General features: G+C 54.2%; 20 protein-coding genes and 5 pseudogenes. 12 read left to right on the top strand and 13 right to left on the bottom strand.

The features are described from left to right. Positions 1-34: 34 nt before the first annotated feature. The 4 genes from KTE_RS38970 to KTE_RS38955 all read right to left on the bottom strand — a co-directional run bounded on the left by KTE_RS38970 (position 35) and on the right by KTE_RS38955 (position 6,004). A complete protein-coding gene (locus tag KTE_RS38970) occupies positions 35-1,561 on the bottom strand; it encodes an MFS transporter (protein ID WP_201391490.1) in 1,527 nt (508 codons plus the stop codon). A 165-nt stretch (positions 1,562-1,726) separates the two neighbouring features. Continuing rightward, positions 1,727-2,638, bottom strand: a complete 912-nt coding sequence (locus tag KTE_RS38965) for an alpha/beta fold hydrolase (RefSeq protein ID WP_201391487.1) — start codon at positions 2,636-2,638, stop codon at positions 1,727-1,729. Between the two features lie 115 nt (positions 2,639-2,753). Then, complete coding sequence (locus KTE_RS38960) at positions 2,754-2,972, bottom strand: hypothetical protein (protein ID WP_201391485.1); 219 nt, start codon at positions 2,970-2,972, stop codon at positions 2,754-2,756. 263 nt (positions 2,973-3,235) lie between these two features. Continuing rightward, the gene (locus KTE_RS38955; protein WP_201391483.1) at positions 3,236-6,004 is read right to left on the bottom strand and encodes a LuxR C-terminal-related transcriptional regulator; all 2,769 of its coding nucleotides are present in this window, start codon (positions 6,002-6,004) and stop codon (positions 3,236-3,238) included. A 270-nt stretch (positions 6,005-6,274) separates the two neighbouring features. Between KTE_RS38955 and KTE_RS38950 the strand changes: the two genes are divergently transcribed. Beyond that, a complete protein-coding gene (locus KTE_RS38950) occupies positions 6,275-7,027 on the top strand; it encodes a DUF998 domain-containing protein (protein ID WP_201391481.1) in 753 nt (250 codons plus the stop codon). A gap of 180 nt (positions 7,028-7,207) precedes the next feature. Here KTE_RS38950 and KTE_RS38945 read toward each other — a convergent pair whose 3' ends face one another. Together KTE_RS38945 and KTE_RS38940 are read right to left on the bottom strand one after the other, a co-directional pair. Next, complete coding sequence (locus tag KTE_RS38945) at positions 7,208-7,417, bottom strand: ABC-2 family transporter protein (protein ID WP_236600923.1); 210 nt, start codon at positions 7,415-7,417, stop codon at positions 7,208-7,210. A 6-nt stretch (positions 7,418-7,423) separates the two neighbouring features. Continuing rightward, positions 7,424-7,993 carry an ABC-2 family transporter protein gene (locus KTE_RS38940; RefSeq protein ID WP_236600922.1) on the bottom strand — a complete coding sequence of 190 codons (570 nt, stop codon included), beginning with the start codon at positions 7,991-7,993 and terminating at the stop codon, positions 7,424-7,426. 195 nt (positions 7,994-8,188) lie between these two features. Here KTE_RS38940 and KTE_RS38935 point away from each other — a divergent pair, with 195 nt between their 5' ends. Next, positions 8,189-8,953 carry a PIG-L deacetylase family protein gene (locus KTE_RS38935; RefSeq protein WP_201391479.1) on the top strand — a complete coding sequence of 255 codons (765 nt, stop codon included), beginning with the start codon at positions 8,189-8,191 and terminating at the stop codon, positions 8,951-8,953. An 18-nt stretch (positions 8,954-8,971) separates the two neighbouring features. Then, positions 8,972-10,306 carry an MFS transporter gene (locus KTE_RS38930; protein WP_236600921.1) on the top strand — a complete coding sequence of 445 codons (1,335 nt, stop codon included), beginning with the start codon at positions 8,972-8,974 and terminating at the stop codon, positions 10,304-10,306. Positions 10,307-10,766: 460 nt separating this feature from the next. On the opposite strand, the gene KTE_RS38925 is transcribed toward KTE_RS38930, so the two are convergent. Further along, a complete protein-coding gene (locus KTE_RS38925) occupies positions 10,767-12,095 on the bottom strand; it encodes a glycosyltransferase (protein WP_201391477.1) in 1,329 nt (442 codons plus the stop codon). A 115-nt stretch (positions 12,096-12,210) separates the two neighbouring features. On the opposite strand from KTE_RS38925, the pseudogene KTE_RS38920 reads away from it, so the two are divergent. Continuing rightward, positions 12,211-12,731 (top strand): annotated as a pseudogene (locus KTE_RS38920) (IS6 family transposase); the annotation flags it as partial. A gap of 50 nt (positions 12,732-12,781) precedes the next feature. Here KTE_RS38920 and KTE_RS50210 read toward each other — a convergent pair. Next, a pseudogene (locus tag KTE_RS50210) lies at positions 12,782-12,883 on the bottom strand (hypothetical protein); the annotation flags it as partial. A gap of 594 nt (positions 12,884-13,477) precedes the next feature. Between KTE_RS50210 and KTE_RS38910 the strand changes: the two are divergent. Further along, on the top strand, positions 13,478-15,232 hold the full coding sequence (locus tag KTE_RS38910) for a PAS domain S-box protein (RefSeq protein WP_201391473.1): 1,755 nt from the start codon (positions 13,478-13,480) through the stop codon (positions 15,230-15,232). 78 nt (positions 15,233-15,310) lie between these two features. On the opposite strand, the gene KTE_RS38905 is transcribed toward KTE_RS38910, so the two are convergent. From KTE_RS38905 to KTE_RS38900, 3 genes and pseudogenes are all read right to left on the bottom strand, one after another. Further along, positions 15,311-15,751 carry a GNAT family N-acetyltransferase gene (locus KTE_RS38905; RefSeq protein ID WP_201391471.1) on the bottom strand — a complete coding sequence of 147 codons (441 nt, stop codon included), beginning with the start codon at positions 15,749-15,751 and terminating at the stop codon, positions 15,311-15,313. 150 nt (positions 15,752-15,901) lie between these two features. Beyond that, positions 15,902-16,237, bottom strand: a pseudogene (locus KTE_RS48365) (IS6 family transposase); the annotation flags it as partial. Between the two features lie 695 nt (positions 16,238-16,932). Beyond that, on the bottom strand, positions 16,933-17,556 hold the full coding sequence (locus KTE_RS38900) for a DUF3841 domain-containing protein (protein WP_201391469.1): 624 nt from the start codon (positions 17,554-17,556) through the stop codon (positions 16,933-16,935). 727 nt (positions 17,557-18,283) lie between these two features. On the opposite strand from KTE_RS38900, the gene KTE_RS38895 reads away from it, so the two are divergent. The 6 genes and pseudogenes from KTE_RS38895 to KTE_RS38870 all read left to right on the top strand — a co-directional run bounded on the left by KTE_RS38895 (position 18,284) and on the right by KTE_RS38870 (position 22,652). Next, positions 18,284-18,670, top strand: coding sequence for a hypothetical protein (locus KTE_RS38895; RefSeq protein WP_201391467.1), 387 nt, complete (start codon positions 18,284-18,286; stop codon positions 18,668-18,670). Positions 18,671-18,727: 57 nt separating this feature from the next. After that, on the top strand, positions 18,728-19,126 hold the full coding sequence (gene tnpA / locus KTE_RS38890) for an IS200/IS605 family transposase (RefSeq protein ID WP_201391465.1): 399 nt from the start codon (positions 18,728-18,730) through the stop codon (positions 19,124-19,126). Then, on the top strand, positions 19,123-20,343 hold the full coding sequence (locus tag KTE_RS38885) for a transposase (RefSeq protein ID WP_236600480.1): 1,221 nt from the start codon (positions 19,123-19,125) through the stop codon (positions 20,341-20,343). The genes tnpA and KTE_RS38885 overlap by 4 nt, the downstream gene beginning before the upstream one ends. Before the next feature lie 21 nt (positions 20,344-20,364). Beyond that, positions 20,365-20,940: pseudogene (locus KTE_RS38880) on the top strand (ATP-binding cassette domain-containing protein); the annotation flags it as partial. Beyond that, positions 20,921-21,786 (top strand): annotated as a pseudogene (locus KTE_RS38875) (metal ABC transporter permease). The pseudogenes KTE_RS38880 and KTE_RS38875, both read left to right, overlap by 20 nt. After that, on the top strand, positions 21,783-22,652 hold the full coding sequence (locus tag KTE_RS38870; protein ID WP_201391463.1) for a metal ABC transporter permease: 870 nt from the start codon (positions 21,783-21,785) through the stop codon (positions 22,650-22,652). Before KTE_RS38875 ends, KTE_RS38870 begins: the two are co-directional and overlap by 4 nt. 42 nt (positions 22,653-22,694) lie before the next feature. On the opposite strand, the gene KTE_RS38865 is transcribed toward KTE_RS38870, so the two are convergent. Further along, complete coding sequence (locus KTE_RS38865) at positions 22,695-23,561, bottom strand: LysR family transcriptional regulator (RefSeq protein WP_201391461.1); 867 nt, start codon at positions 23,559-23,561, stop codon at positions 22,695-22,697. A gap of 438 nt (positions 23,562-23,999) precedes the next feature. On the opposite strand from KTE_RS38865, the gene KTE_RS38860 reads away from it, so the two are divergent. Beyond that, positions 24,000-24,176 (top strand): hypothetical protein, encoded by a 177-nt coding sequence (locus tag KTE_RS38860; RefSeq protein ID WP_201391459.1) that lies wholly within the window; start codon positions 24,000-24,002, stop codon positions 24,174-24,176. Positions 24,177-24,639: 463 nt separating this feature from the next. On the opposite strand, the gene KTE_RS38855 is transcribed toward KTE_RS38860, so the two are convergent. After that, the gene (locus tag KTE_RS38855) at positions 24,640-25,467 is read right to left on the bottom strand and encodes an SDR family oxidoreductase (protein WP_201391457.1); all 828 of its coding nucleotides are present in this window, start codon (positions 25,465-25,467) and stop codon (positions 24,640-24,642) included. Positions 25,468-25,518 lie beyond the last annotated feature (51 nt).

Below are 25,518 nucleotides of genomic sequence, written 5' to 3'. Positions count from 1 at the left end.
CGCAGGCCGAATGAGGTGACAGCGCGTACATCTTCTATTGCACTCCCTGCGGAGACGACTGCGTCGCGGGTGCGTCCTTCAGAAAGAAGCTGGTTAGGAGAAGCAGCACGCTGAGTGCTAACACTACCAGGAAGCCGTTCTGGAGGACTCCGGAGAGCGCCGGTATGGCGGAGGTGTTTGCAAGGCTTGTGCCAGTTTCTCCCGCGAGAGCCCCATTGACAACGATTCCCATCAGGGCCGCTCCCAGCGTCATACCCAGTTGAGCGAGGTAACGAATAACGCTGGTTCCAGTGCCTAGCTGCGTTTGCGGAACAGCGTTTTGTGCCACGACCATCTGGATGGTAAAGAAGGAACCTGCGCCGAGTCCGACCAGGACCAGGGCAAATCCGATCAACACAAGACTACTCTGCTGTGTTGTGCGTGTGAGGAGGAAAAGTCCTATCGTCATGATGGTCGCTCCCACAATGGCTGTCAGTTGGTAACGTTTGCGTAGAGAAATGCTTATTCCGGCGAGCGCCGCCCCAAGGGTCAGGCTGATCGAGAGCGCGGTAATCAGGGCGCCTGCATTGGTTGGTGGAAGCGCCAGTACATCTTGCAACAACAACGAGAGCGGGATAAAAACTCCTATCAGGATCATGCCCTGAACAAACGTCTGGAACGCGTCAATGGCAAAGATCGGCTTACGAAACAATTCGAGAGGAAGAACGGGTTCGGCGGCCTTGCGCTCGACTACCAGCAAGACTGTGTAGAGCACTATTGAGGCCACCAACAGTGTGAGCACCGGGAGCGAGGTCCAGGTGTGCTGCTCGCTGCCAAAGTTCAGGCCGAGCAACAGGCTACAGGTTGCAGTCATAAGTAGCGCCGCTCCCAACCAGTCAAGGCGTGCCGGCACAATACGTTCGCTCTTCTGCCTGGCTGACTGTGCAGGCAGGAAGATCACGAGTATGAGTAGAGCGAGCAGGCCAATGGGCAGGTTGAGGTAAAACAGCCAGCGCCAGCGTGTGGCATCGGCGACAAAACCGAAGAGGAGTGGGCCATGATCCGTGATCCAGCCACCCAGCGTTGGACCACATAATTGAGAAATGCCAAAGACGATGCCGATCAATCCTTGCTTGCTGGCACGCTGTTCAGGAGGAAAGAGGTCTCCAATTACGGCGGCGACGAGCCCGATGCCAATCCCGGTGCCAAGTCCCTGAATGGCTCGAAAGAGGATCAGTTGGTTCATTGTCTGGGAGGCGCCAGCCAGTCCTGAACCTAGCAGAAAGATGGCTATCCCGCCGAACAAGAATAGTTTGCGCCCTAACTGGTCCGAGAGCTTGCCTGCCAGAGGCACCACCGCCGTCGTAGCCAGCAAATACGCGGTCACGACCCAGGTATAGCGATCGAAGCCATGTAAGCCGCTGGCAATGCGTGGCAGGGCAGGCGTCACGATCAGATTATCTAGCGCTTCCAGGAACGCGGTCAGCAGTAAGGCAACCATGATGCTTATAAGTATGGGGCGAGGCATACGATGGGTCGTATATTCTGGTGCTAATGAAGATGGAATGGTAGCTGTATCCAATGTATTTTCCCTTTATTACAAAGAGTGCATACGCAACAGCATGATCTGTTGTCAGCATATATTTTTAAAGATAGTATAAAAGTCAATCGGTGCTACTAACGTACGTGCCTCGCCTCCGGGCAGATATTAGCATCCAGCGGAGACGCGTACATCAGTAGCGCTAACCTACGCTTTGGCGAAGAACTGGCGCAGTTCTTGCGCGACCAGCTCTGGCTTGCTGCCACGATTGGTCTGGGTGGGATTATTTGAGCCACCATGCTCAAGGCCGGGGAACTCTACGCGTTTGGCGACGTGTGGCAAGGTCTTTTCCAGGGCGTCGAGGGAAGGCTTCAAGAAGGGCAGACCCTTGCTTCCACCTAGCAGCAGCACCTCGGCGTTCACCGCACGGAAGCTCTCCAGTTTCCCGCTCATCTCAGCGAGCAGTAGCCCATCGTAGTGAAGCGTTGGCGCGAGCTTCCTCATGGTGATATCTTCGGGCTTCCCTTTCTTGTCCTCGCTTTTTATCGTCGCGTTCGTCAGTGACTCAAGCAGCCAGTTGGGCATGGCGTTCATGACTGGTCCCCCCAGTTCCAGTCCTTTCATGCAAGTGACGAGCGCGGCGGCTACTTTACCCTCGGCCATTTCCTGGTCAAAGCGTGTCAACCAGGCTGTGTGGGTTGTGCCGTCTGTCAATATGGCTGGCTCATAGAGGGCTATTTTCTCAATGCCGGCCAGGCTGAGTGCTGCCTGGAGACTGATAAGGCCTCCCGCGCTGACGCCATATAGCAGGTGCGCCCCTGTTTTGTTGACCAGCGCCGTCAGGTCTTCAATCTCTTCCTGAATGCTGTAATTCTTGCTGAATGGACCACTCAGACCACGCCCACGGCGGTCGGGCAGGTAGATGGTGAAGCTATCAGCAAGCGCCTCGGCGAGTTGGGTAAAGTCTAAACCTGATACGTTGGCACCGTGCAGCATGATCAGACCTGGACCATGACCGATCTGGCGATAACCGATGGTGGTGCCGTCTTTTGAGATGACAGAGCTGATGGTGTAGGCTGCCTGTGTACTGCTGGTGTTGATGTTAGTAATTGAATTCATTGATGATGCCCCTTCTTTTGTCGCTCAATCTTTGAATATGATTGTGAAAATCTTCCAGAAAATGTTGTGCCGTTCATAAGAGAGAAGTTGCTTGCGATCTGTTGCCAGGCCCTGCTCACCCCTCCGATGGCTCTTGGGGAGTGCTGGCTTCGAGTGAGAGCAGCGTTAGACCCAGATCGCACATTCTGAGCAGGACGCCGTAGAGCGCCGCCTGGTCAGGGATGGGGCCTGCTAGCCGGGTTATGCCATTGTTCTCGTGCGTGATCGAGAGAGGCTCAAACCACTCTTGCCAGAAGAGGTCCAGGTGTCCTTTGGCCCGAATGACGTATCTCATCTGCGTGTGCTCCGTTCGCATAACGTGTTTGCTATGGAAGAAGCATACCGTATTGCGACGTGGAAGAGAGGAGCCAAAAGTACACTATTGAGTACCATACGTGCATGCTATCGGAAGGGGGCAAAAGGACACCCGGTGATGTGGGAGATGCGCTACTGACGTACGTGCCTACGCGATTGTTGCCTGGTAAAGGTAAGGGGCGCATGTCTGTTCAGGAAACGAGGAGGTGCCTACCAGCTTAGGCGCGTACGTCAGTAGCGTATCTAAAGCAGCGATAGCTCCCGCGCCCGTGCCACGGCGTGGGTTCTATTATCTGCGGCCAGCTTGAGGAAGAGGCTGCCCACATGTTTCTTGACTGTGGTGAGAGAAACCACCAGGCGTTCGGCAATTACCTGATTGCTTGCTCCTTCAGCAAGTAGATAGAGCACCTCCTGCTCACGCGGCGTGAGAGGCTCAATCAGAGGAGAAGCGGGGCAAACTGATGCTGTAAAGGACAGGGGAGTACCTGACTGCACCACGGTCTCGCCTGGCATTCTGGCAAAGGCGGTAAAGATGTCATGGGCGTAGGTCGCCAGGACTGGAGAAGCAAGCTCCTGCTCTGTAGCGAGCCAGGCCTGGAGCGCCTGATACATTGGTTCCCCAGCGTCGAGGAAGACGCGGGTGTATCTCTCTGGTTCTGCCAGGGTGAGCAGGCGCGAGAGTACGCGCTTCGCCTCTCGTCTGGCACCAGACGCCTGAAGCGCAGCCACTTGCAACGCCAGAATAGAGATGATACTCCCTACCCGCGAAACTTTCTCGGCGCTGCTCAAAAGTGCGGCGAGCAGTTGTAAGGCCTGTGGATAGTTTCGCTGCGCGAGGGAGATGCGTGCCAGTGTCAGGTAGGTGTGTTCGCGGCTGTAGACGCTATAGGTAAGAGCTTCCTGGCCATAGGGTGTGTGCTCGGCCCAGTCTATCGCCTGAGCCAGGTTATCCTGGACCAGCCAGAGATGAGCTTTCAGACCCTCGATCCAGGGACGGAAAAGCGGGATGCCAGCGGCTTGATTGGCCTGCTCCATCTCGCTCAACGCCTGCTCCGCACCGGTCAGATCGCCCTGGGCCAGACAGACACGCACCAGCACCTCATAAGCTCCCATGAGGATATCCATGTACTGTAAAGGGAGTGTCCTGTCAATGGCCTGCCGTGCGGCTCTATGCGCAACATCAAGTTGATTCCACGCATAGGCTAGCTGGGCCTGAAATAAAGTAGGATAGGCCGCCAGGGGGAGAGGTATCTTTAGACTATTGATGAGTTGTTGTAAGTCCTGACAGCAATCTTGTGCCTCTCGCAACTGCCCCAGCGCGATCTGCGCGGCGATCAGCCCCCAGAGGATGTGGACCTCCTGAGAGCGATCCTGTGCCATCCAGGCTCGGTGTCGGATCTTTTGAATCGTAGCTACCATGGGTGAAAAATTTCCCGCCATGCGCCAGGACATAGCGAATGGCGCCAGCCCATGCAACTGCCAGAGAGCGTCATCATCGAGTTCCGGATGCTGCATCTCTTCGGCAACCTTGCTCAGCTGCTCCATATTGCCAGAAGAGAGCGCCTTCTTTGCCTGTTTCCATGTGTCTAGAATCAGTAACCGCTTGCGCAGCCGGTCCTGCTCGCTGGCAGGGAGCGAGGTATGATTACCGCTCTGTAAGAGCCACTCCACGCCCTCTTGAAGTTGCTGAAGATAGGCCTTCTCCTCTTGCTCTTGCTGAGAGAAAGGGAAGAGCAGGTTAAAGATTAACAGATATGACGTAGCAAGGCGCGGATACTCGCGCAAAACCTCAGTGGGAAGCTGTTTGATCCAGGTCAGCAACGTTTTCAGCTCTCCCTGGAGTGATAGCCGCTCGACACAGTCCCCCAACAACTCCGCCACAAATACATAATTACGTGTGGCCAGGGCATGGGGGATGGCCTCATGCGCCCAGCCCTGGCGTTGGTACCAGAGAGCCGCCTCCCGGTGCAGGCGCAAGAACTGCTCAGGCTGGCTGGTTTGTAGGCGTGCCAGTAGCACCTCTCGAAAGAGCGTGTGAAAGCGATACCAACGTCGCTCTTCATCGAGTGATAACAGAAAGAGGTTCTCTCGCTCCAGTCCCTCTAGCGCCTGTTGACTGGCTGCTTCTCCGGTAAGTGCCTGGCAGATCTCGGCGTTGATCCTGGTCGGCACCGAGACATACAACAGGAAGCGCTGCTGATCCTCCGGCAAAAGCTCAAGGATCTCTCCCTGCACATAATCCAGAATAAAGCGATGGCTACCAGTAAAGGCCTGGATAAAGGCCGACGCGTCAGTATGCCTACGCAGAGAGAGTGCAGCCAGTTGGAGCCCGGTAATCCATCCCTCTGTGCGCGTCTCCAGAAGAGCGATCTCTTCCTCTGTGAGCGTCAGGCCCATCACCTGGCGTAGAAATTGGCCGGTCTCTTCAGCGTGCAAACGTAGATCTGTCTCGCGGATCTCCAGCATCTGTCCACGCGCCCGCAAACGAGCCAGCGGAAGCGTAGGATCAACGCGACTGGCTAGCAAAAGATGCAAATTAGGTGGGAGATGCTCAAGCATAAATTGGAGCGAGGCGTGAAGCGCCTGCTCGCGAATCACATGATAGTCATCCAGAATCAGAGCGATATCCTGCTCCAGAGCGGCCAGTTCATTGATAAGTGAAGTGAGCGCACCCGTCAGGAGGGCGGATTGAGAGGAATGCAGAAGCGCTTCCGCGGGCGCGCCTACCGGGGCGCCCGCCTTCCTGAGGGCGGCAATCACATAGGCCCAGAAGCGCATTGGATCGTTATCCTGTTCCTCAATCGCGAGCCATGCTACCTGCCCCTTATACTGGCTCTGGCTCGCCCAGGCTGAGAGCAGCGTCGTCTTCCCGAAGCCAGCGGAGGCTGAGAGAAGGGTCAAAGGGACCTGGCGGCTCTGCTCGAGGAGCGTAAGCAAGCGTGAACGTTGAAGCAACCCTGAACGAACAGGTGGAACCGTAAACTTTGTCACCAGCAAGTCAGGCTCAAGCATCAAAAAGTTTTCTCCCGTTCTCAATCTTTCGTTAATTAATACTGATGAGCATAACATGTAAAGTGCCTGTGAGGCAAGATAGGAAGAAGCGTCGCGGCAATTCTCTCTATCCAAAAGCGAGCTTATAAAGCAGGCAAGAAGAGACTAAGTTACTTTTAAATTTTATAACTATACATAGTTATATTTGACGTTTAAATGAGTGAATGGTTATACTGAAAGCAAAAGTATAACTTTGATTCCCTTTGTATGCTTTTGAATGGAGGGAAACCCATGGCTACAACGTCTGATAGCTTAATGCCTGGAGAACAACCGGCTTCGTCCTGGCTTAGCCAGTCGCCTCTGAATGGTGCTCCTTTGTCCCCTACTACAATGTTCCTGTTGCTCTTGAGCCTATTAGGTTCGCTCCTGTTTACGATTACCTATCTGATCGAGGGAATAACGCGCCCTGGCTATGATGCATTGCGTGAATCCGTTAGTGCGCTCAGCCTGGGCTCTGGAGGATGGGTGCAGCAAGCTAATTTTATCATCTTCGGTTTGATTGGCCTCTGTACGGTCCCAGCCACGCGAAGCGTCCTTAGAGGAGGCCTGGGGGTAACGTGGTATCCCGTTTTCCGCGCTATTAGCGGTTTGAGCTTTATCATGCTGGGAATATTCTCACAGGATCCAGCGTACGGCTATCCCCCAGGAGCGGTAGTCCTTACAACCCCTACCACCTCGGGGATGATTCATATTATCTTCTCGTTTGTGAGCTTTCTCGCCTCAGCGACCGGCTGCTTCATCATTGCCAGGCGTTTCGCCAGGGAACCGCGTTGGCGTGGTTGGGCTACGTATACCGTGATTACTGGCGTATTAATGATCGTTTTTGTCGCCGTTTATGGTACTCTAAACGCGCAACACAGCCCCATTGCCGGAGTTTTCGAACGCCTATCTGGTGGCGTCGATTCGCTCTGGGGAGTTATCCTCATCACACGGCTATTCATTATCCAACGGGAAGCCAATGCGGGTATTGAAACCGATCATTGAAGATATAGCGAATCGTTGACAATCACTGAGAATCCTGGTACACTTTTCCTATGAAACTCAGTGATTACGCAAAACAACAAGGGGTCCGCTATGAGACCTCAAAGTGTGTGAGACTATCCGCGTTAGCCATGGGTCGCTAGTATGACTCACCGCTAACGTAGATAGACGCAGACATCCTCGTCAGCTTGTCGCGCTGGTATAGCGGCGCAGACCCGCCTGCCACACCAGCGTGACGCAAAGGTAAGCTATGCCGCTAATGGTCAGGCCAGTTAGTGGCAGGAAAGGATCGGCGTGACTGGTCAGCGCGCTGACAGGGAAGGTCGCCAGAAAGGCCAGCTCACGGCGTAACGAGAGCGAGAAGTTCATTTCCAGCAACTGTAGAAACTTCATAGATCTTTACCCTCCAATGGCGCTATAACGTTGTAAGCCTGCGCGCCAGGTAGCCTTAACCGCCAGTAGAAAGACGAGTATCCAGAACACCAGCCAGACATAGCCTCCCAAAATTTGCTTATAGTCTAGGCTGGAACTCATGATTTCGGCCGGAAAACCGAGTAAGGCGTGAAAGGGAAGAGCCCCCACAAGCGGGCGCAGGCTGGAAGGAAAGCGTGTGATGGGTACAGCCAACCCACCCAGCAGAAAGATCAGGGACTCGCTCAGGCCTACAATACCATGCGCCTGCTCAGTCCAGAAGGCTGAGAGCGCGAACAGGTAGGTAAAGAGAAAACGCAGTATCGCCGCCAGAAGTAGGGCGGACAGTGCCAGGAGAAGCATGCGTACATCCCAGGTGGTGTGAGTAATCACGCCCACAAGGATGATGATTGGCAGGCCGAACAGCAGGTGCCAGAGGCGCATCGCGATATTCGTACCGAGCTGTCCCAGCACCGTAGGCTGAGGTTTCAGCAACTCCTGGCTGAATGTCCCATCATAGATAGCATTAGAGAATGTATGGTTTTCATATATTGGCAATTAAGGATTTTGCATTAGTAAATGGAACCTTTGGGCTCACGGTGTCTCGTCCCCAGCGTCGTGCCAGCCCATAATACCGCAGGAGGAGGCGTGAATAAATACTTTATTGAAGCGTAGTAATAGTATGACTTGTTACTGTTGGCGCAGCAATAATCGCGATCTTGATAAGATGTTATCTATGAAAGGTCTTATCTGTTGGATATTCGTAAGCTTTTAGGACTGCCGGATTTGTTAGATGTGCGCTCTGTCGTGTGCGTACAGCCACATCCCGACGATAACGAGGTTGGAGCGGCAGGAACGCTGCTGGCGCTCGCGGAACGTGGTTGCAAGATCGTCTTTGTGACCGTCACTGATGGTGGCGCTGGTGTGCCAAATCTCACCATGTCCCGTGAGGAGATCGTCGAGATCAGGCGTGAGGAGAGGCTCAATTCCGGAAGGCTGCTTGGTGTCTCTGAGCAGTTGGAACTGGGCTTTCCGGACGCGGGCCAGTATATGGAGGAGGAGGTCGTTCAGCGCCTGATTCCTATCCTGCGCGAGCATCGTCCTGAGCTGGTCATGACCGTAGACCCCTGGATGCCCTACGAGGCCCACCCTGATCATATCAAGACTGGCCACGCGGTCGCTCAGGCCATGCTCTTCTCTGGAAACCAGGCGACGCAGCGCGAGGCAGGCCAGCCATATACCGTGCCTCAGATCGCCTTTTACGCGAGCAGTCACCCCAACACCTATATCGATGTGACCCCTTACTGGGAGCGCAAGCTCTCCGCCATTCTGGCGCACAAGAGCCAGTTTGAGAACGCGGAATGGCCCCTCTTAAGCAATTTCTTTGCCTACCAGGCCCAACAACTCTACCAGGCTGGTCATACGGAGGCCAGGACAGACGAGGCACGCTACGCCGAAGCCTTTAAGCTGCTCTCCGTCCGACAACTGCACTTCTTCCCCACCGCACTTTATAGCTAAGAAGTTTAATGAGGTTCGATGATGAACGAGATAACGACTCTCGCTCAGCCGGTGCCTGTGCGTAAGCGCATCGCCTATAGCACGCACCAGCTTGGTTCCAACCTGCTTTGGAACGCCTTCAATACGGTTGCCGTCTATTATTATGTGACGGAGCTGCACGTTTCGGGCGTGATCCTCTCCGCCAGCTTGATTGCCTATGGCCTCATCAACGCGGCCTTGAACCTGCTGGCTGGTCATATTAGCGACCGTACCAATACGCGCTGGGGGCGGCGCCTTCCTTTTATTATTGGTGGCGCGCTTCCTTTTTGCGTGACCTTTTATTTTATCTTTGCTCCGCCTGCCCTGGGTCCCCAGGGGCTATTGATCTATTTCCTGGTCCTGACCTTCATTTTTGATCTTTGCTTTACGGTTACTGCGCTCAATTTCGGTAGTCTCTTTCCTGAAATGTATCAGGAAAAGCGGACGCGGCTGTATGTTGGCGCGCTCTTGCAGCTATTTGCCATTCTTGGCCTGATGGTGGGTGTGGCTCTCTCGAAGTCCCTGGGTCAGACCCTGGGATGGCAGACTATGGCCCTGGTTTTTGCTGGGATTGGTGTGGTCTCGCTCTATGTCTCGGTTTATGGCAGCTTTGAGAATCCCGCCTACCGTGAGCAGTCCTTCAGCTTCCGTGAGGCCGTCACCTCCACGTTTCGCAATCCGCGCTTTATCCCCTATGTTGTGGCGAACTTCTTGATTCAGTTCTCCACAACCCTCTTTACGACCGTTTCTGCCTTTTATACCAAATATGTGGTCTCGTTGAATGCCTTGGAGAACACGCTATTCCTGGGCAGCATCTTTATTGTTGCTATCCCTATGTCGTTTCTCTGGGCCAGGATCGCAACCCGCATCTCAACGATTCGTGCGGCCATGATCAGTACGCTGCTCTACCTGCTGATTACGCTGGCCTTTCTCTTTGAGACGAATTCCACCAGCGTCATTATCACCGGCGCGTTCCTGGGCATCCCCATCGCTGGCTTCCTGGTGCTGCTCAATATTCTGCTCGCCGACGTAATTGATTATGACGCCGAGCTAACTGGCCGCAGGCGCGAGGGCATGTACCTGGGCATGAATGGCTTTATTGTTCGCCTCGGCCTGTCTCTGCAATATGCCGTTATGGCCATCTTCTTTGTCGTAAGCGGTTATGACGAGCATCTCAAAGAGCAACATGCGAACACCATTCTCGGCTTCCGAATTCTACTAGGTGGCCTGCCAATAGGCTTCTTGCTGATAGCTATCGTCATGCTGAGAAGCTATCAGAGCCGCCTCAAGCCAACACAGATCATGATCGAACCGGCAATAATGCCAGCTGATTGAGGCTAATCACGGCCCCTGGTGCTCACATACCAGGGGATATGAGATATGATACTAACAAGCGAACATTTACTATTAAGGGTCCAGGCCGATCTGAGCCCTTTTCCCATTGCAAGGAGGAATGACATATGCGCACGGCTCGTGAGCTGCCCCCTGCGGAAGCGAATGCCCTGATCGATCCAGATGGCGGGTAAACTCTGTCGCAAAGAAGATGCGGGCTAGCGTCGGCGCTGGAAGGGTACGCGCTAGTACACCATGCGGCACAGTCCCAGGATGTGCCGCCCGTCCTTGACGGCAACCCGGTACTCATGCAGTACGCCTCTCCCTATCAAACGCACGAGCGGTTCGGTGCTGGCCGAGCCGCTCGGATTGCTGTGGGATCGTGCTCGTACAGCTACGAGAGAGGGCTGAGAGTGCAGGGTGTTGGAGCGTTGCCCCACTTTGGCTCTCAAACTCAATTTTTTTAATCAGTAACTTTGCCTAGTATTTCTTCTCGCGAAGGGGATGCACCGCTCAATTGACCTGAAACACGTGTGAAAGTGTCGGGGCGGCGTGTCTCATAATGCTGACAGACACGAAGAAGCGTATCCAGGTAGTCTTCAAGCATCATTGGAATCAGGAAATGTTGCTGAACAAAGGCATGGGCTCGTTCGCCCATGCTCGCTTTGTCCTCTGGATGGCGTAGCAGATGAAGCGCATAATAGGCAGAAGTTTCAGTATCATCGGCGATGTAGCCATTCTGCTCATGGATGATCTGTGTGCGTAGGCCAGTGGAAGACGTGCCAATCACGGGTTGATACTTCCACATAGCCTCAGTTGTTGTGAGCCCAAACCCTTCACGCTGCGAGCGCTGGAGAATCACACTTGAGTAGCGCTGGAAGGCGTTGACTTCTAGGTGCCCAATACTCGCCGGATTGTGGAGCAGATGCACATCGGGATCGTCACCTACATATTGCTCTACCTCGTGCATAACCTTGATCGCCTCCATATCGTCGCTTGCCTCCATCGCCCCCACAAGAGCAAGTTGCACATCGGGAATTTGTTGTTTCACCAGGCGATAGATATCCACGGCCTGCCAGGGATTCTTCCAACGGGCAAAACGCGCCACCTGGGTAATGATGGGACGTTGAGGGTCGACACCACAACGGTGTATGCGCTCTCTGCCTTCCTGGTATGAGAGTGGTCGGTTTTTATCTCGAAAAGGGTCGATACCCAGATTGATCACCTGCGTTTTTTCTAGGGGAAGATCGCGCAAGACAGAGGCCGGTGTATTGAAAATGATCAATTTATATTCAGTCAAAAAACGGCGTATGTAGTGATCGGCATGGGGATTTGGCCGGGCCGTATCCACATGGCAAAACCAGGATGCCGGGCGGAGCCAGGAAAAGAGTTGTGCCAAAGGAACGAGTTGGAAATCGTGGACTACGTAAACATCAGCCTCTAACTCAGGTGTGTACGAGAGCGCATGACTCAGTTTATCGAGGAAGACACGCGCATCATCCGGTGAGAGATTGCCTGGCTCCTCGTAGTTCTGGAGCAAGTCCACCAGGTGAGTGGTAAATCGGCCTGATATCTCGTCTAACGGAACAACTTTTCGCGTATGGATAATACCCAGCGTATCCGTAATAGGTGTGAGCGCGGAGAGTATTTCGGCTACCCCCCCACCGGTGGCCGTTGTATTCAAATGTAAGACGCGCAAACCTCGCAAGGATGCGGCTTTCTCATAGAGACGCGTAATGCGTTCGTTGCCAACATATGCTCTAAAATTTTCTAACAAAGGTGACGCTCGCATAGAATAGCTCCTTTATTTATTGAGATGCATAGAGTAGAACTGCATGATAGTGAGTTTCTATTGCTACTGGCACGTAATGAACACCAGAGAAGGATACTCAGCAATAACAAAGAAGCGGTACGCGCCCGAACTGGAGAAGCGTTGCCGACCGCATCTCAAAGGGGCGACTGATTCATGGCGCGTCGACGAAACGTATGTGAAGAGGAAAGGGGTCTGGATGTGCCTTTACCGTGCAGTGGACTCTCAAGGCAACACCCTGGAGTTTCTGTTAAGCGCTCCTCGTGACGCCCAAGCTGCGAAGCGCTTTTTCGCGAAAGCGCTCGGAGCCTTCCATGCAGTGACTCCGCGTGTTATCACCGTTGACAAAAATGCGGCGTACCCCAAAGCGCTCAAGGAGCTCAAAGCAGAGAGATACCTCCCCCAGGCGTGTGAACTCCGGCAGAGCAAATACCTCAACAACCTGGTTGAACAGGACCACCGCTTTATCAAAAGGCTGGTGAAACCAGGAATGGGCTTCTTTTCGTTGAGACTGCCTAGCGAACATTGTAGGGATATGAAGTAATACACATGATAAGAAAAGGACAGATGCAAAGCGCGAGCAAAGGAGACGGCTTGAGACAGGCGACGTTCATCTGAGCAAGAAAGGCTAAACCATCCATCTGGGGAAGGTGATAGTCCAACAAAATGAGATCGGGGAGCACAAGGCGAATCATTTTGAGCGCCTGCAAAGCATCCGTGGCAAAAATCACTTTGCAGGAAAACTCCTCTTTGAGCGCCTGGGCGAGCATATAGCCTACGTGAAGATCATCCTCAATAACTAAAATAGTTGTGGCTGCCTGCATCTTCGCCTGTTTTTCAACCATGGAAAGATGGTGCATCTGAAGTCCGCCTATCGTCCGCTCAGGCTTCTCTTGTTCAGGAGTGAAACCACTGCTCGCAATGTAATAAACATATCCATCTGGCCATCGCAACCCTTTCAGAAGCACCCGGTGGCAATCCATTACCTGACGGATCACGTTCACCAGTTGCTGGGCAATGAAGACGACTGGAGGCGAGAGAAGCAGAGATCCTTGCAGATATCACATCGGGTCTCCGCTTCTTTTGCATACCATGTTGCCGGCTTTTACCCATCGTGTTCTTCCTTATGAAACTAAGGAATGCGTCATTGAGGACGGAGTGCTAGCCCGATAGGTGTAGAGAGGATACCACCGACATCTTCCCTTGACTCCAAACAGACGAGCGATTGCACCGGCAACCCGCTAGTAGAGCTTGCTTATTGCTCGAATATCGCACATCATGTGAGTATCCTTGCTTTCGGTCCGAACAGAAAGGGGTCTTTGTTCTCAGGGATGGGGGTACGTGAAAGGGAGAACTACCGCTCTATGCCGAATACTAAACAGCCCAAACGTGTCACTCCTGCATCGAGTGAGACGCTCCTTACGCTTCTTGAGACACTTCCTGGTGCCTTGTTTGTCATCGATGACGACGCGACGATTGTGCATGCTAATGCGAGCGCGCAGGTCATGCTCGGCGCCACACGAGAGGATATCTGTGGCAATTCCTTGTGGTGCTGCGCTCCCCAACTGGTTAGCACGTCGCTCTACCAGGCAGTGCTCAGGGCCAGGCAGACCCGGAAACTGACCGAAGTGGAATATTGTTCTCCGGTCACTCAGACCTGGCTGCAGGCACAGATCTCGCTCACCAGCGCAGGTATCGCTGTCCTTTTCCAAGAAAACGCGGAGCCAACGCTGTTGCAGGATGCCCTTCGCCAAAGTGAACAGCGATATCGGGATTTGCTGGAGAGCATTTCTGACCGGGTGGCGGTCTTGACTCCTGAGGGACTGGTCCTGGAAATCAGTCAGCGTCCCTTAGCGGACGCACGCCACCGGCGAGAGGAGGTGGTCGGCAAACCGTTTACCGAAACCCCTTGGTGGTCGTATACCCCAGCTGTCCAGCAGCAATTACGCGCCGCGATTGAGCAAGCTAGCCAGGGAGAAATCGCGCGCTTTGAGGCCAGGATACGCCCACAAGAGGAGTGGTATCTGGACCTTGCAGTGACGATGACCCCGCATCTGGATGCTAACAGGTACGTCGAGTACCTCATCTATGCAGGCCTGGATATCACTGCGCGCAAGCGCGCCGAAGCAGAAACCCATGCCCTGATTGATGCTCTCCCCCAGTTGGTCTGGACTGGGCAGCCAGATGGGTATATCGACTCGTATAGTCAAAGCTGGTGTGACTATACAGGCATGACCACCCAACAGGCACAGGGGGATGGGTGGTTGCAGTGTACGCATCCCGATGACCGGCAACGTGTCCTGGCGGTGTGGCAACACGCGATCCAGACAGGCAGGCCGTATGAAACAGAACAGCGCTTGCGCCATGGCACAACTGGAGCCTATCGCTGGTTCCTGATGCAAGCAATGCCGCTGAAAGATGCGCAAAGCACGGTCCTGAAATATGCTGGCACCTGCACTGACATCGAGGACCGGAAACAGACGGAGCAGCGCCTCAAAGAAAGCAAGGAGCACTGGCATGCGCTGGCCGAAACCATGCCACAAATCGTGTGGATAGGGGAACCGGGCGGTTCGAAAGAGTACTTCAATCAGCGTTGGTTTGACTATACACATGCCACGTTTGAGCAAATGCGGGGCGCTGGATGGCTTCAGTTCTTGCACCCCGATGATCATGAGCGAACGCTGGCTCTTGGGCGTCATGCGCTTGAAACAGGTGAACCCTATGAGATCGAAAATCGTTTCAAAGAGGGCAAAACAGGAATGTATCGCTGGTTTTTAAGCCGCGCGCTTCCGGTGCGCGATGAAACCGGTCAGGTCGTCAAGTGGTTTGGCACCTGCACCGATATTGAGGATCAGAAACGCACCGAGGAAGCCTTGTGCCAGAGTCAGGAACGGGTGCAGGCACTCTGGAATTCCCCGATTATTGGGATCTTCCTTGGCCAGGGAGAAAAAGTAGTGGAAGCCAATGACACCTTTCTCCGTATGACTGGTTACAGCCGGGATGACCTGTGCAACGGGCTGATCGACTGGGGGCGCATGACTCCTCAGGTCACGCGAGGGGAAGATTCTCACCTCTATTCCTGGTATTGGACCGCAAGCCGCTGCGACGCTCATTCGTAAAGGTGCGCTGTTCTTTTGACATGATGCCCTCCTGCATCAACGTGTGCTTCATGCACTTTAGAGCGAGAGGACATGGACTCAGACGAGCAGCGCTGAAACCTGTTGGCAAAATGGCTCATCAATGATGAGTTGCATATCATGGCGGTGAAGCCCAGCACCATAGCCATCAACAGTGAAGGCAAGAGTGCGAAATCCTAGCCTCTCATAAAAGCCAACGCTTTCCTGGCTGGTATGTAACGTAATACGCTTCACTGAAGAAAGAGCACAGAGTTGAGCCAAACGAGCCAATGTGAGACGGCGTCCCCATCCTTGCCGATGTCTCATCGCATGAATCATCCCCCAGGTCAGAATGCCATCCTCACCCTGATGACGTGTAGCAATTCCTCCACATCCGATGATGGTCCCCTCATGGTCTTCCAATACGTTATAGACCCCCGATGGGGACTCAAGAAAGAGACGGAAATCTTCACGGTCTTGAGGCAGAAAATAGCGGGGAATATTGCTTTCTAGAATGTTCATACAAGCAGAATAATCTATCTTGGTATACCGACGTAACATGCTCTATGCCTCTCTTTGCTCAATTGACCTGCTTCCTCCGCTTTCCATTGTATCGAGGGCGAATGATGCAAACAAGCAAGCAACCTGAATCACCAAGAGTGAGCCAGATCCCCATGAGGTTCCAGCTTTTCCTCGACGCTTCACACATAGGTGATCGGGAAGCAATGGAGCAAATCGAGCTTCCCAATCCCTCACTGCTTTATGAGTGAAGGCAAAGCCACGCACCGAAAACACCTCTGCCACGTCTCGCAGGCTCAGTTTGTAGCGCAATTGCCAGATAACAACCAGGAGAACTGTATCTGTAGGATATTCCAGAAAGTTGAAGGCTGTACCCGTTCGTTCATTAAAAAGCCGTTTGCAGGCAGAGCAGCGAAAGGTTCGATAGCCAAGAGAGGTTCTGTTGCATTGTTCTCTGGTAGCCGAGGATGTACAGTATGGGCAGTTCATTGATTATCCTTCACCATGATTATCCTTCACCATATGTTCGTTTCCTATAAACATACTCCATGAGCGCTTACCCTGCCAAATGTTCTTCTGAGTTCTGGCAGAACCGGAGTGGGAGCCTGGCCGGGATATGATCCCGGATAGTTGCACGTTTTGCGAAGAAAGAGGAGCAGCAGCGGTGGAGGGAGGGGCAGAGCGATCTACCTTTCTTCCTGCATCCCAGAAGCACATTCACCGGTCTGTGGCGTCGAGGGAGATCGGCTCCTGCTGAGAGGGATAGGGGAGGAGTGTGGAAAGGAGGTTTCCAGCACTCCAGTGGGAGGGAAGGGGAAGGAAGCGAGAGGGGGCGGCTCGACGGTCGTGTGACCTGCCCTTGTGGCAGGGTGGGCCGAGGGACGAGGCTGATCTGGGGGCGATCTGCTTTTGATCAGTTGTTGGTCAGCAGATCATCTGCTGCATATCTGCCGATGATATCGCTCGAGATAGGCAGGTATGTCGCAGCCTGCGCCGCATTTTTGGTATGAGAGGAAGAAGAACCCATTGGAGAGGGGAAGCGAACCAGGGTTGCCATGTCGTCAGTATGTGGGGGCCTGGAAGCTTCACGTGAGATTGTAGTATATGCGGGCAAGGAGTGTTGCTTGTGTGTCTTGACGTCAGCGCTTGTACCTGTAGCAATCCTCATATTCCACACGTCATCATCATCTGCTGGTAAACAGGGTGACTTCTCGGATCTGATCGAGGGAGAGTTGCCAGAAGGTTGCCTGGATCGCTTTTTCATCTCGGGTTTGGTTGCCGAGCCAGTCGGGGTGTCCAACGCCATCCAGATCGAAGATGCGTTGCCAGCTCTCGAGGATCCTCTGATGGAACACCGGATCGGAGAGGGGTCCTAATGGCATGTATGTGAGGCCATCCGCCGCTAATTCGGCCTCAAAAGCTTCCTCTTCTGCTTGGCTGAGGGAGAGATATCCATAGTTGAGTGCATGATGCCAGAGCAGAAAATCGGAGAGCAGCATCTGATCGTCGGGGATCTCGCAGGCGAGACGAACTCCCTTTGTGCCTGGAGCAAGATGGCCGGAACTGCGAAGATCTGGCTTGCGATGGGTGACATCTCTCCACTGAAACCAAGCCCACAACGGAGAGATGTTTGGTTTGGGTCTCTTACCAATACATCTCTCCATCTGCTCGGCCATCCATTGGTAGGCAGTTTGCCATTGCCAAGACTCAGTCACTCGATTGATGAGATCTGGTCCAGGCCCATATATGAAGCCATCTTGTTGGAGTTTTTCCCATACCTGAAGAGATTGAATCGTCCAAATCAGCATTAATGCATTCCCTTTCTTTAGCAGTTTCTTCATAGACTCCAGGCTACCATGAAGGCCATTGCTGACGCAAGTGAGTGACCCAACCTGGGCGTCTCGCTTTGAGATTGGCAGAGTAGATGGCGGAAGGGGGGATCAACTGGGAAGCGTGGATGTGCCAGAACGGGAGAGAGGGTGGGAGTAGGTGGCTGCCTGAGGGACATCTCTTCTCTGGCCTCCCGTGTTCGTGGTTGACTCGATCCTTGAGCATGAGAAAAGAGGTAATGTAGAATAGTACTGGCTAAATGTCCATGATTACTCTCATAAGTTCGTGAAAGGAAGAGACGATGGCCACAGCCCTCGCAAAGCAAGTCGCGGCCTGCAACCAGCGATCTCGGGAGAGAGGACTGGCAGGCACCCTGACAACACTCGATTGGCAACGGACACTAAATTTTTTTGATCAACGGTGTGCATATTGCGTTATCGCTGTGGCATGGACCATTGACCACTTCCAAGCCTTGGCTTACGGGGAGGGTCTAAACACAGCAATGTAGTGCCTGCGTGTGTTTCTTGCAATGCCTCAAAGGCGTCTTTCCCCTTTCATGAGCTTACTCCTTCCTTGGTCAGTCCAGAATGGCTCGTCGCTATTCAGGCCTATCTCGAGGCTATTGGGAAGCGAAACCAGGAGTCATGTTTTCTCTTCCTGAAGAGGAATCTTTGCTAAAAAGCAGAGGAAAGAAAGGAATCTCATATGGATCAGCCAGCAAGAAGCAAAAGAAAACTTGAGGATGAAAATCTAGATCCCGTGAAAAATCAAAAAGGAGAGATGACTCCTCACTCTTCCGATCTGAGCTCTGGTCTCGTACGAAGTACCGACGCCCAACAAAAAGACGCCAATGCCTTGGTAGACAAGTTGGGACCTTACGAAGGCGATAATATACCCGCCCTCCTCAATTTCATTGCCGACCAACTGGATCAACTCCGACCCTTTTTTGCTCCCGAGGGGGAGGGGGGCGGACAGGCAATGTGGGATGAGAATGATCCCATGCTTGACATTATGATTAAGGGGCTTACCCTGATCTATACTCATATTGAAGGCCGGGCCGCCGCATTCCCCTCGCCTTCAGGCAGGGGTTAGGCGGCCCCTCTCGCTCTATTCTAGCATGGTATGCCATACCATGCTAGAATAGAGCGTATGAGAGAACAACATACGAAGCATGCCATATATAAAATAGCATACCATTTTGTATGGTGTACCAAGTATCGCAAGACTATTCTGGTGGGGAATATCGCCACGTTTATTGAGGAAGAAATCAGGCGATTATGTGAGGCGAATACTTGGGAGATCGGCGCACTCAATGCACAGGAAGACCACGTTCACCTCTTTTTGAGTGCGCCACCCGCTATTGCGCCCTCTCTCATTGTTAATACCCTCAAAGGGATTACTGCGAGACAAGTCTTTAAGCAGCATCCCGAAGTCAAAAAACAACTGTGGGGTGGGAATTTCTGGTCTCGCAGTTACTACGTTGGCACCGTCGGAGGCATGACCGAGGAAACCGTCAAAAAATATATCGAGTTGGGACAAGGGACATGAGAAAAACGTACAAGTACCGTTTAGCTCCCAATAAGACGGTGGAGAACAAACTCCATTGGGTTCTGGCACGTTGTCGAGAACTCTACAATGCGGGTCTTTCCGAGAGGAAGGATGCTTACCGTATGGCGGGCAAATCGATCACCTACTATGATCAACAAAATGTCCTTCCAGAGATCAAGGCAAAGATCAGAGAAGAGTATCAGGATATCGCTGCTCATGTCCTGCAAGATGTGTTAAAACGACTGGACAAGGCATTTCAACGGTTTTTTGATCGCTGTGCCAAAGGCCAGAAACCAGGATACCCGCGTTTTCAGGGTCGTAACCGCTATAACTCGTTTACCTACCCGGACGGCGCTGGCTGGAAATTGGATCAACAAACACGCCCGCCTGATAAGAAGGGCATGGTCAGAGTCAATCTGAAATTGACGAAGATTGGAACAGTGAAACTGCACCTGCATCGAGACATGATAGGCAAAGTCAAAACCTTGACCATCAAGCGCGAGGGAGAGCATTGGTATGCCTGTTTTAGCTGCGAAGTGGACAAGCCGGAAGCCTTGCCTAGCAGCTATGAGGATGTAGGGATAGACCTGGGTGTGACTCACTTTGCCGCCTTGTCCAATGGTGAATTCCTTGAGAACCCGCGCCATTATCGGAGAGCAGAGAACAAGCTCAAGAAGCTACAAGAGTCCTTGTCTCGCAAGAAGCGCGGCAGTCATCGCAGAGCGAAGGCAGTGAAGCGCGTGGCAAAGGCCCATCGTAAGGTCCGCAATCAGCGTGCCGACTTCGCTCACAAAGCCTCAAGAAAGCTCGTCAATCGCTATCAAGTGATCGTGCTTGAGGATCTCACCATGGCCAATCTGGTGAAACAGCCCAAGCCGAAGCAGGACGAAGAGACAGGACAGTATTTGCCTAATGGGGCGGCGGCCAAAGCGGGATTAAACAAATCAATAGCCGACGCTGGTTGGAGTCAATTTGTGGGAATGTGTACGTACAAGGCAGCATGGGCCGGGCGTACTCTCGTACAAGTTGATCCTAAGTACACCAGCCAGATTTGCCCGAATTGCGGGAATGTACGCAAGAAGACGTTAGAAGAGCGGTGGCATTCTTGTACGTGTGGGTGTGAACTGGATCGGGATACGGCCTCAGCGAAGGTCATCCTCGGTATCGGACGAAAACAGCTTTCGGTCGGGACGCGGCCAACGCGGGCAACTGCGTAGAAGCCTCTCCATTCTATGGGGAGGTACGTTCACGCCGACGTGCGTGTACGCGGACGGAGTATTGTGCGTCTTGGGCTGGATGGCGCCCATTGGGGATTGCCTCTGCCGCTGCTTCAGCGCCGCAAGGCGCGGGAGGCTGTGGCTCGCGTGCAGGAAGCCATTGAGCTTGTTGGTGCGAGCGCATACGCAGATCGGCCCATTGGTGAGCTTTCTGGCGGAGAACAGCAGCGCTTGCTGATCGCGCAGGCCCTGGTCAAGCGTCCTCGTATCCTGGCCCTGGATGAACCTCTCGACAGTCTGGACCTGCGTAACCAGCAAGGTGTGGCGGGAGTGATCCGGCAGGTTAGCCGGGAAACGGGGGCAGCGGTGCTGCTGGTGGCGCATGATGTCAATCCCATCCTCTCGGCGGTTGATCGCGTGGTGTATGTCGCACATGGGCAGATTGCCGTCGGGAGACCAGAAGAGGTGATCACGACGGAGACGCTTTCGCGCCTCTACAATACGCCCATTGAAGTCCTGCGCGCCAGCGATGGGCGCATCGTCGTGGTTGGGCAACCTGAAGAGGAGGTGAGCTATCATGCACATCGTCTTCGCTGATGCAAACCCTTTCTCCTGGGACCTCATCGCGGATCTCCAGCTTCTCCTGCACTATCACTTCATGCAAAACGCGTATCTCGCGGGGACGCTTGTCGCCGTCGCGGCAGGAGTGATGGGCTATTTTATGGTGTTGCGCGACCAGAGCTTCGCGGGTCATAGCCTGGCGAACGTCGGCTTTGCCGGAGCGACGGGGGCCGCGCTCTTGCGGTGGGTATCCAGACGTTGAACAGTGCAGCTCGTCAGAATCGCCAGAGCGATATCGCGGTGGGGGCTGTTTTCACCGTCTCGCTAGCGCTGGGCTTCCTCTTTATTCACCTCTCCACAGCCGAGTACGCGGGCAGTGTCTATACGGTTCTGTTTGGCAATGTGCTCGGCATTAGCGACACGGATGTGACCATCATTGCCTGCTCAACGCTGCTCCTGCTTGCCATTATGTTCTGCATCGCGCGCCCCCTCTTTTTTGCCTCTCTTGATCCCAATGTGGCGGCGGCGCTCCGGGTTCCTGTTCGTGCTCTCTCCCTTGGGTTCCTTGTGATCCTGGCCCTGGAGGTTGCCGTCGCTGTACAGGTCGTTGGGGTCTTGCTCATCTTTGCTCTGCTGGTGACGCCAGCGGCGATTGCGCACGCTATCACGACGCGCCCCGCTGTGGCTGTGCTTGTCGCGGTGACCCTGGCGCTGCTCTTTACCTGGGTCGGACTCGCCATTGGCTACGCCACACCCTATCCAGTCGGCTTTTTCATCACGACCTTTGCCTTTGGCACTTACGTCCTGGTACGCGGCACGCGCTTCGCCCAAACGACTCTTCTCCGCCGAGGTGCTCGTTTACAGAGGGAAAGAACTATATGAGTATGACCATAGCAGCAGCGCTGCCCCCGTTCACGCTCAATCTCTGGCAGGATCTCCAGGTGATGCTGAGCTACGACTTTATGCGCCAGGCCCTCCTTGCTGGAACGCTCTTGAGTATCGTTGCCGGGCTGGTTGGCTATTTTGTCGTATTACGCCACCAGGCATTCGCTGGCGAATCACTTTCGGATGTCGCCTTTACCGGAGCACTGGGTGGCGCGGCATTGGGTATCAACCCGTTTATAAGCCTCATAGTCACAACTGTTGTCGTGGCGCTCGCGATGGGGGGATTTGGTGAGCGCTTGCGAGGACGGGATGTGGCCATTGGCACGGTCCTGTCCTGGGTGCTTGGATTAGGGGTTTTCTTTCTGAGCTTGTTCACGGCGCATGTGAGTGGGACAGGAACGGGCTTTTCAGGGGTGACCGTGCTCTTCGGCAATATCCTGGGAGTATCGGCAGATCAGATGCAAACGATTGCCCTGGTGAGTGGAGGGACTGTACTTGTTCTCTTACTACTTGCGAGGCCCCTGCTCTTCGCATCCCTTGACCCCGATGTCGCAGCCGCTCATGGCGTACCGGTGCGCGCACTTGGTCTGGGTTTTATGGTGCTGCTGGCCATCACCGTCAGTGAAGCGACTCTTGCTGTGGGAGCATTACTGGTGTTCGCGCTGCTGCTTTTGCCAGCGGCCATCGCATATCAGGTAGTCAGCCGCCCCCTGGCAGCCCTTGGTCTTGCCGCTGTCCTTGCCGTCGTATGTACCTGGATTGGCATAGCCATTGGCTTCTACACAGGATATCCAAGTAGTGTCTGTATCAGCCTGCTCGCTTTTGTAAGTTACGTTCCCACGCGATGCGCAACGAAGTCGTAGAAAGGGAGGGGAAAGAGGCAAAAATGTGCACCGTCTCGCAGCTCAACATGCGCGAGGAGGCAACAATATTTGCTCTTGTGCCCAGGCCAATGCTGTTTGGACAAACAACGTTGCTCCTCTGGAGGCCATTTCCTGCGACCTGACAGCAAGTCCGATTTGTAATGGTTGAGGGGGATCAAGTGGCAGAGCCACTACCCCCTCAAGCTTTTTCGGGAGCATCATACGCGGAATGAGCGTGATGCCGAGTCCCTCACGAACCATTGCCAGGATCGTGGCGCTATCGCTGGCCTGATAGCGCAGAGGTGGCCTGCTACGGCAACGCTCCAGACCAGCCCTTTCCATCATCTGAAATGAGCATTCGGTCTTTGCCATGATCAATCCTTCGTCACGCAGGTCACCAGCAGACACGGCAGTCTTCGCGTGTAGACGATGCCCAGGCGGAACGAGCACACACAGCTCGTCTGTCGTAATCAGCGTACTCTCGATCCCAGATGCTGGTAGGAGCACGAATCCGACATCAATGATGTCGCTCTCAATCCACTTGTAGACTTCTTGCAACATCCCTTCAAAGAGCACAACTTCCATGTGAGGATACGAGGCGCGAAAACGAGTTAGGACGCTGGCGAGCACATCTGGGCAGAGGGAGAGTGTCGTGCCTAGTCGCAGTTTTCCCGACGTTTCACCGCGTGCAGCCTTTGCTTCTTGTTCGATGGCTTCGGCTTGTGCCAGGAGTGCACGTGTATGGAGAAGGATCTTTTGTCCGGGGTTGGTCAGTGCCACCACGCCTTTGTGGTTGCGCTCAAGCAGGGTCACGCCTAATTCGTGTTCAAGGGCCGAGAGGGCATGACTGACCGTTGATTGGGTCAGGCCATGTAGGCCGCTTCGGTTTTCTGAAGCAGCTTCCGTCATCTATGGACCCCCACAGTGGGCCCGCCAATCGTACACGAAAGGATTTGCCGGAGCCGATTTCTCTTTACAGCCCGATGGGACACTGCGCTGTCCCGGTGGGCAGCCCCTGTATGCACAAGAGCGTAGACCAGAGCGCAATAGCTCGTTACGGGTACTCTATGCCGCACGGATCGGCCCTTGTCGAGCGTGTTCGCTGCGCGAGCAGTGTCAAGAAGCAGCGACAGCCATCAAAGCACGGCGGGTCAGTGCCGTCTATTGGCCTCTTCCTTCACATTCCTCGGTCTCAAGTGAGTCCTCTCCTGCACCAGAGGAAGCATCCCTCCATCGGCTTCTCATCCGATACTTTGGGGAGACTGGCAGCGATGCTTTCATCGGCGAGAGGTAGTGAAGCTCCTGCGCCACCAACGCGTCGATGTGGAACTCACTGAAACGGCTCCAATGACTCAACCTCCGCCAGTTCGACTGCTTTCCCGTGCCGAGCAAGCCCACTATCGTCTCTCCTGGGAGCAGCGTTTGGCACGCAACGCTCGCAGATCAGCCGCTCCAGATGTCTCGATCAAGCTCTTCGGGATACCAGACGCCTTTGCCGGTGCTCTCGGCCTCCGCATCGCTTGAGTGTAGCTCGATCTCGCTTTCGTGAAACAAAGCCCTCGTCCTCGATTGCTCTCACCTATCTCTCACGCTATGACCTCTTTGCTACTCTGTGAGTCCTCTCCTGACGATTTCTGGTGGGCGAGAGTAAAGCTTCTTCAAACTGCATGACAGGCCGTCTTTTTTGCCTTCCATAGCTCGTTGCGCATCGCGTGGGTTGAGAGTGTCCAAGGACAATGTTCAACGGAAACGCGAGAGGCGCGTCTGAGCACCTCTCGTTTGCTCTGCAAGGCCTCTTCTGGGCCTTAACTTGACGCTAATGAGACATCGCGTTTCACCTCTCTTCTCTATGATCGGGAAATTCCCCACCTATCAAGGAGAATAGCATTAGGCCGCTTTCCGTATAAACGGACCGGAAGACAACACGAAGCGCTTCGCATCGTCTTCCGGCCCGTTCATACTCATGACAATGGCCCTCAGCCTCACATCAGTTGTTGAAGTAGTGCTCTTCGAGGTCTGGGATCAGTGCGGGGTGCACGGGTCGCCAGCCCAGAAGCTCCTGGGTCTGTGCACTCGATCTCGGGGCGTCGAGCGCCGCCACGACGGCGAGAAAAGGGCCGAAGTGGGCGTCTGCCTCTTCACGGGAGATGCTGACCACCGGTAGGTTCAGGTGGCGACCGATAACGCCGGCGATGTCGCGGAATGGCACACCCTCGTCGCCGACCCCGTCAAGCCGTGATCCCGCCGGGGCGACTTCCAGTGCCAAGCGGAACAAGCGCGCCGCATCGAGGCGATGGATGGCCGGCCAGCGGTTGGACCCGTCGCCGATGTAGGCAGAGACGCCCTTCGTGCGGGCGATGGTGATCAGGCTCGGCACTAAGCCGTGCTTGTCGCCCTCGCCGTGCACGGACGGTGAGAGCGTGGCGACCGATGAGCGCACGCCAGCCAGTGAGAGCACAGCGTTATCCGATGCCTCCCCATGTAAGTGAGCGGTGGTCACAAACGGCTTGCCAGAGTTACCGAGCGCTGCTCCCATCGTCTCGACGGCGCGCAGATCGGTTGCCAGCGCGGCTGCGAAGTCCGTGAAGGTGTACTGAAACGCCAGGTGAATGACGCCGTCGGCAGCGGCGGCACCGCTGCGAAGGCTGTCGAGGTCGTCAAGGGCACCGTGGTGCACCTCGGCCCCAGCTTCCTTCAGTATCGCGGCACCATTGTCTGAACGGGTCAGACCAACGACCTGATGACCAGCACTGATGAGTTCATGAACGACGGCAGTACCAATGAAACCTGTTGATCCTGTGACGAAAACACGCATAAGAAAGTTCTCCTTTTAGTTGTAAAATCAAGAGTGGGTGTGTTAAAATGA

It is taken from the genome of Ktedonobacter sp. SOSP1-85 (assembly GCF_016587415.1).
Taxonomy (GTDB): Bacteria; Chloroflexota; Ktedonobacteria; order Ktedonobacterales; family Ktedonobacteraceae; genus Ktedonobacter.
The sequence above is the reverse complement of the archived record's forward strand: the minus strand, read 5'-3'. Positions and strand labels throughout refer to the sequence as shown.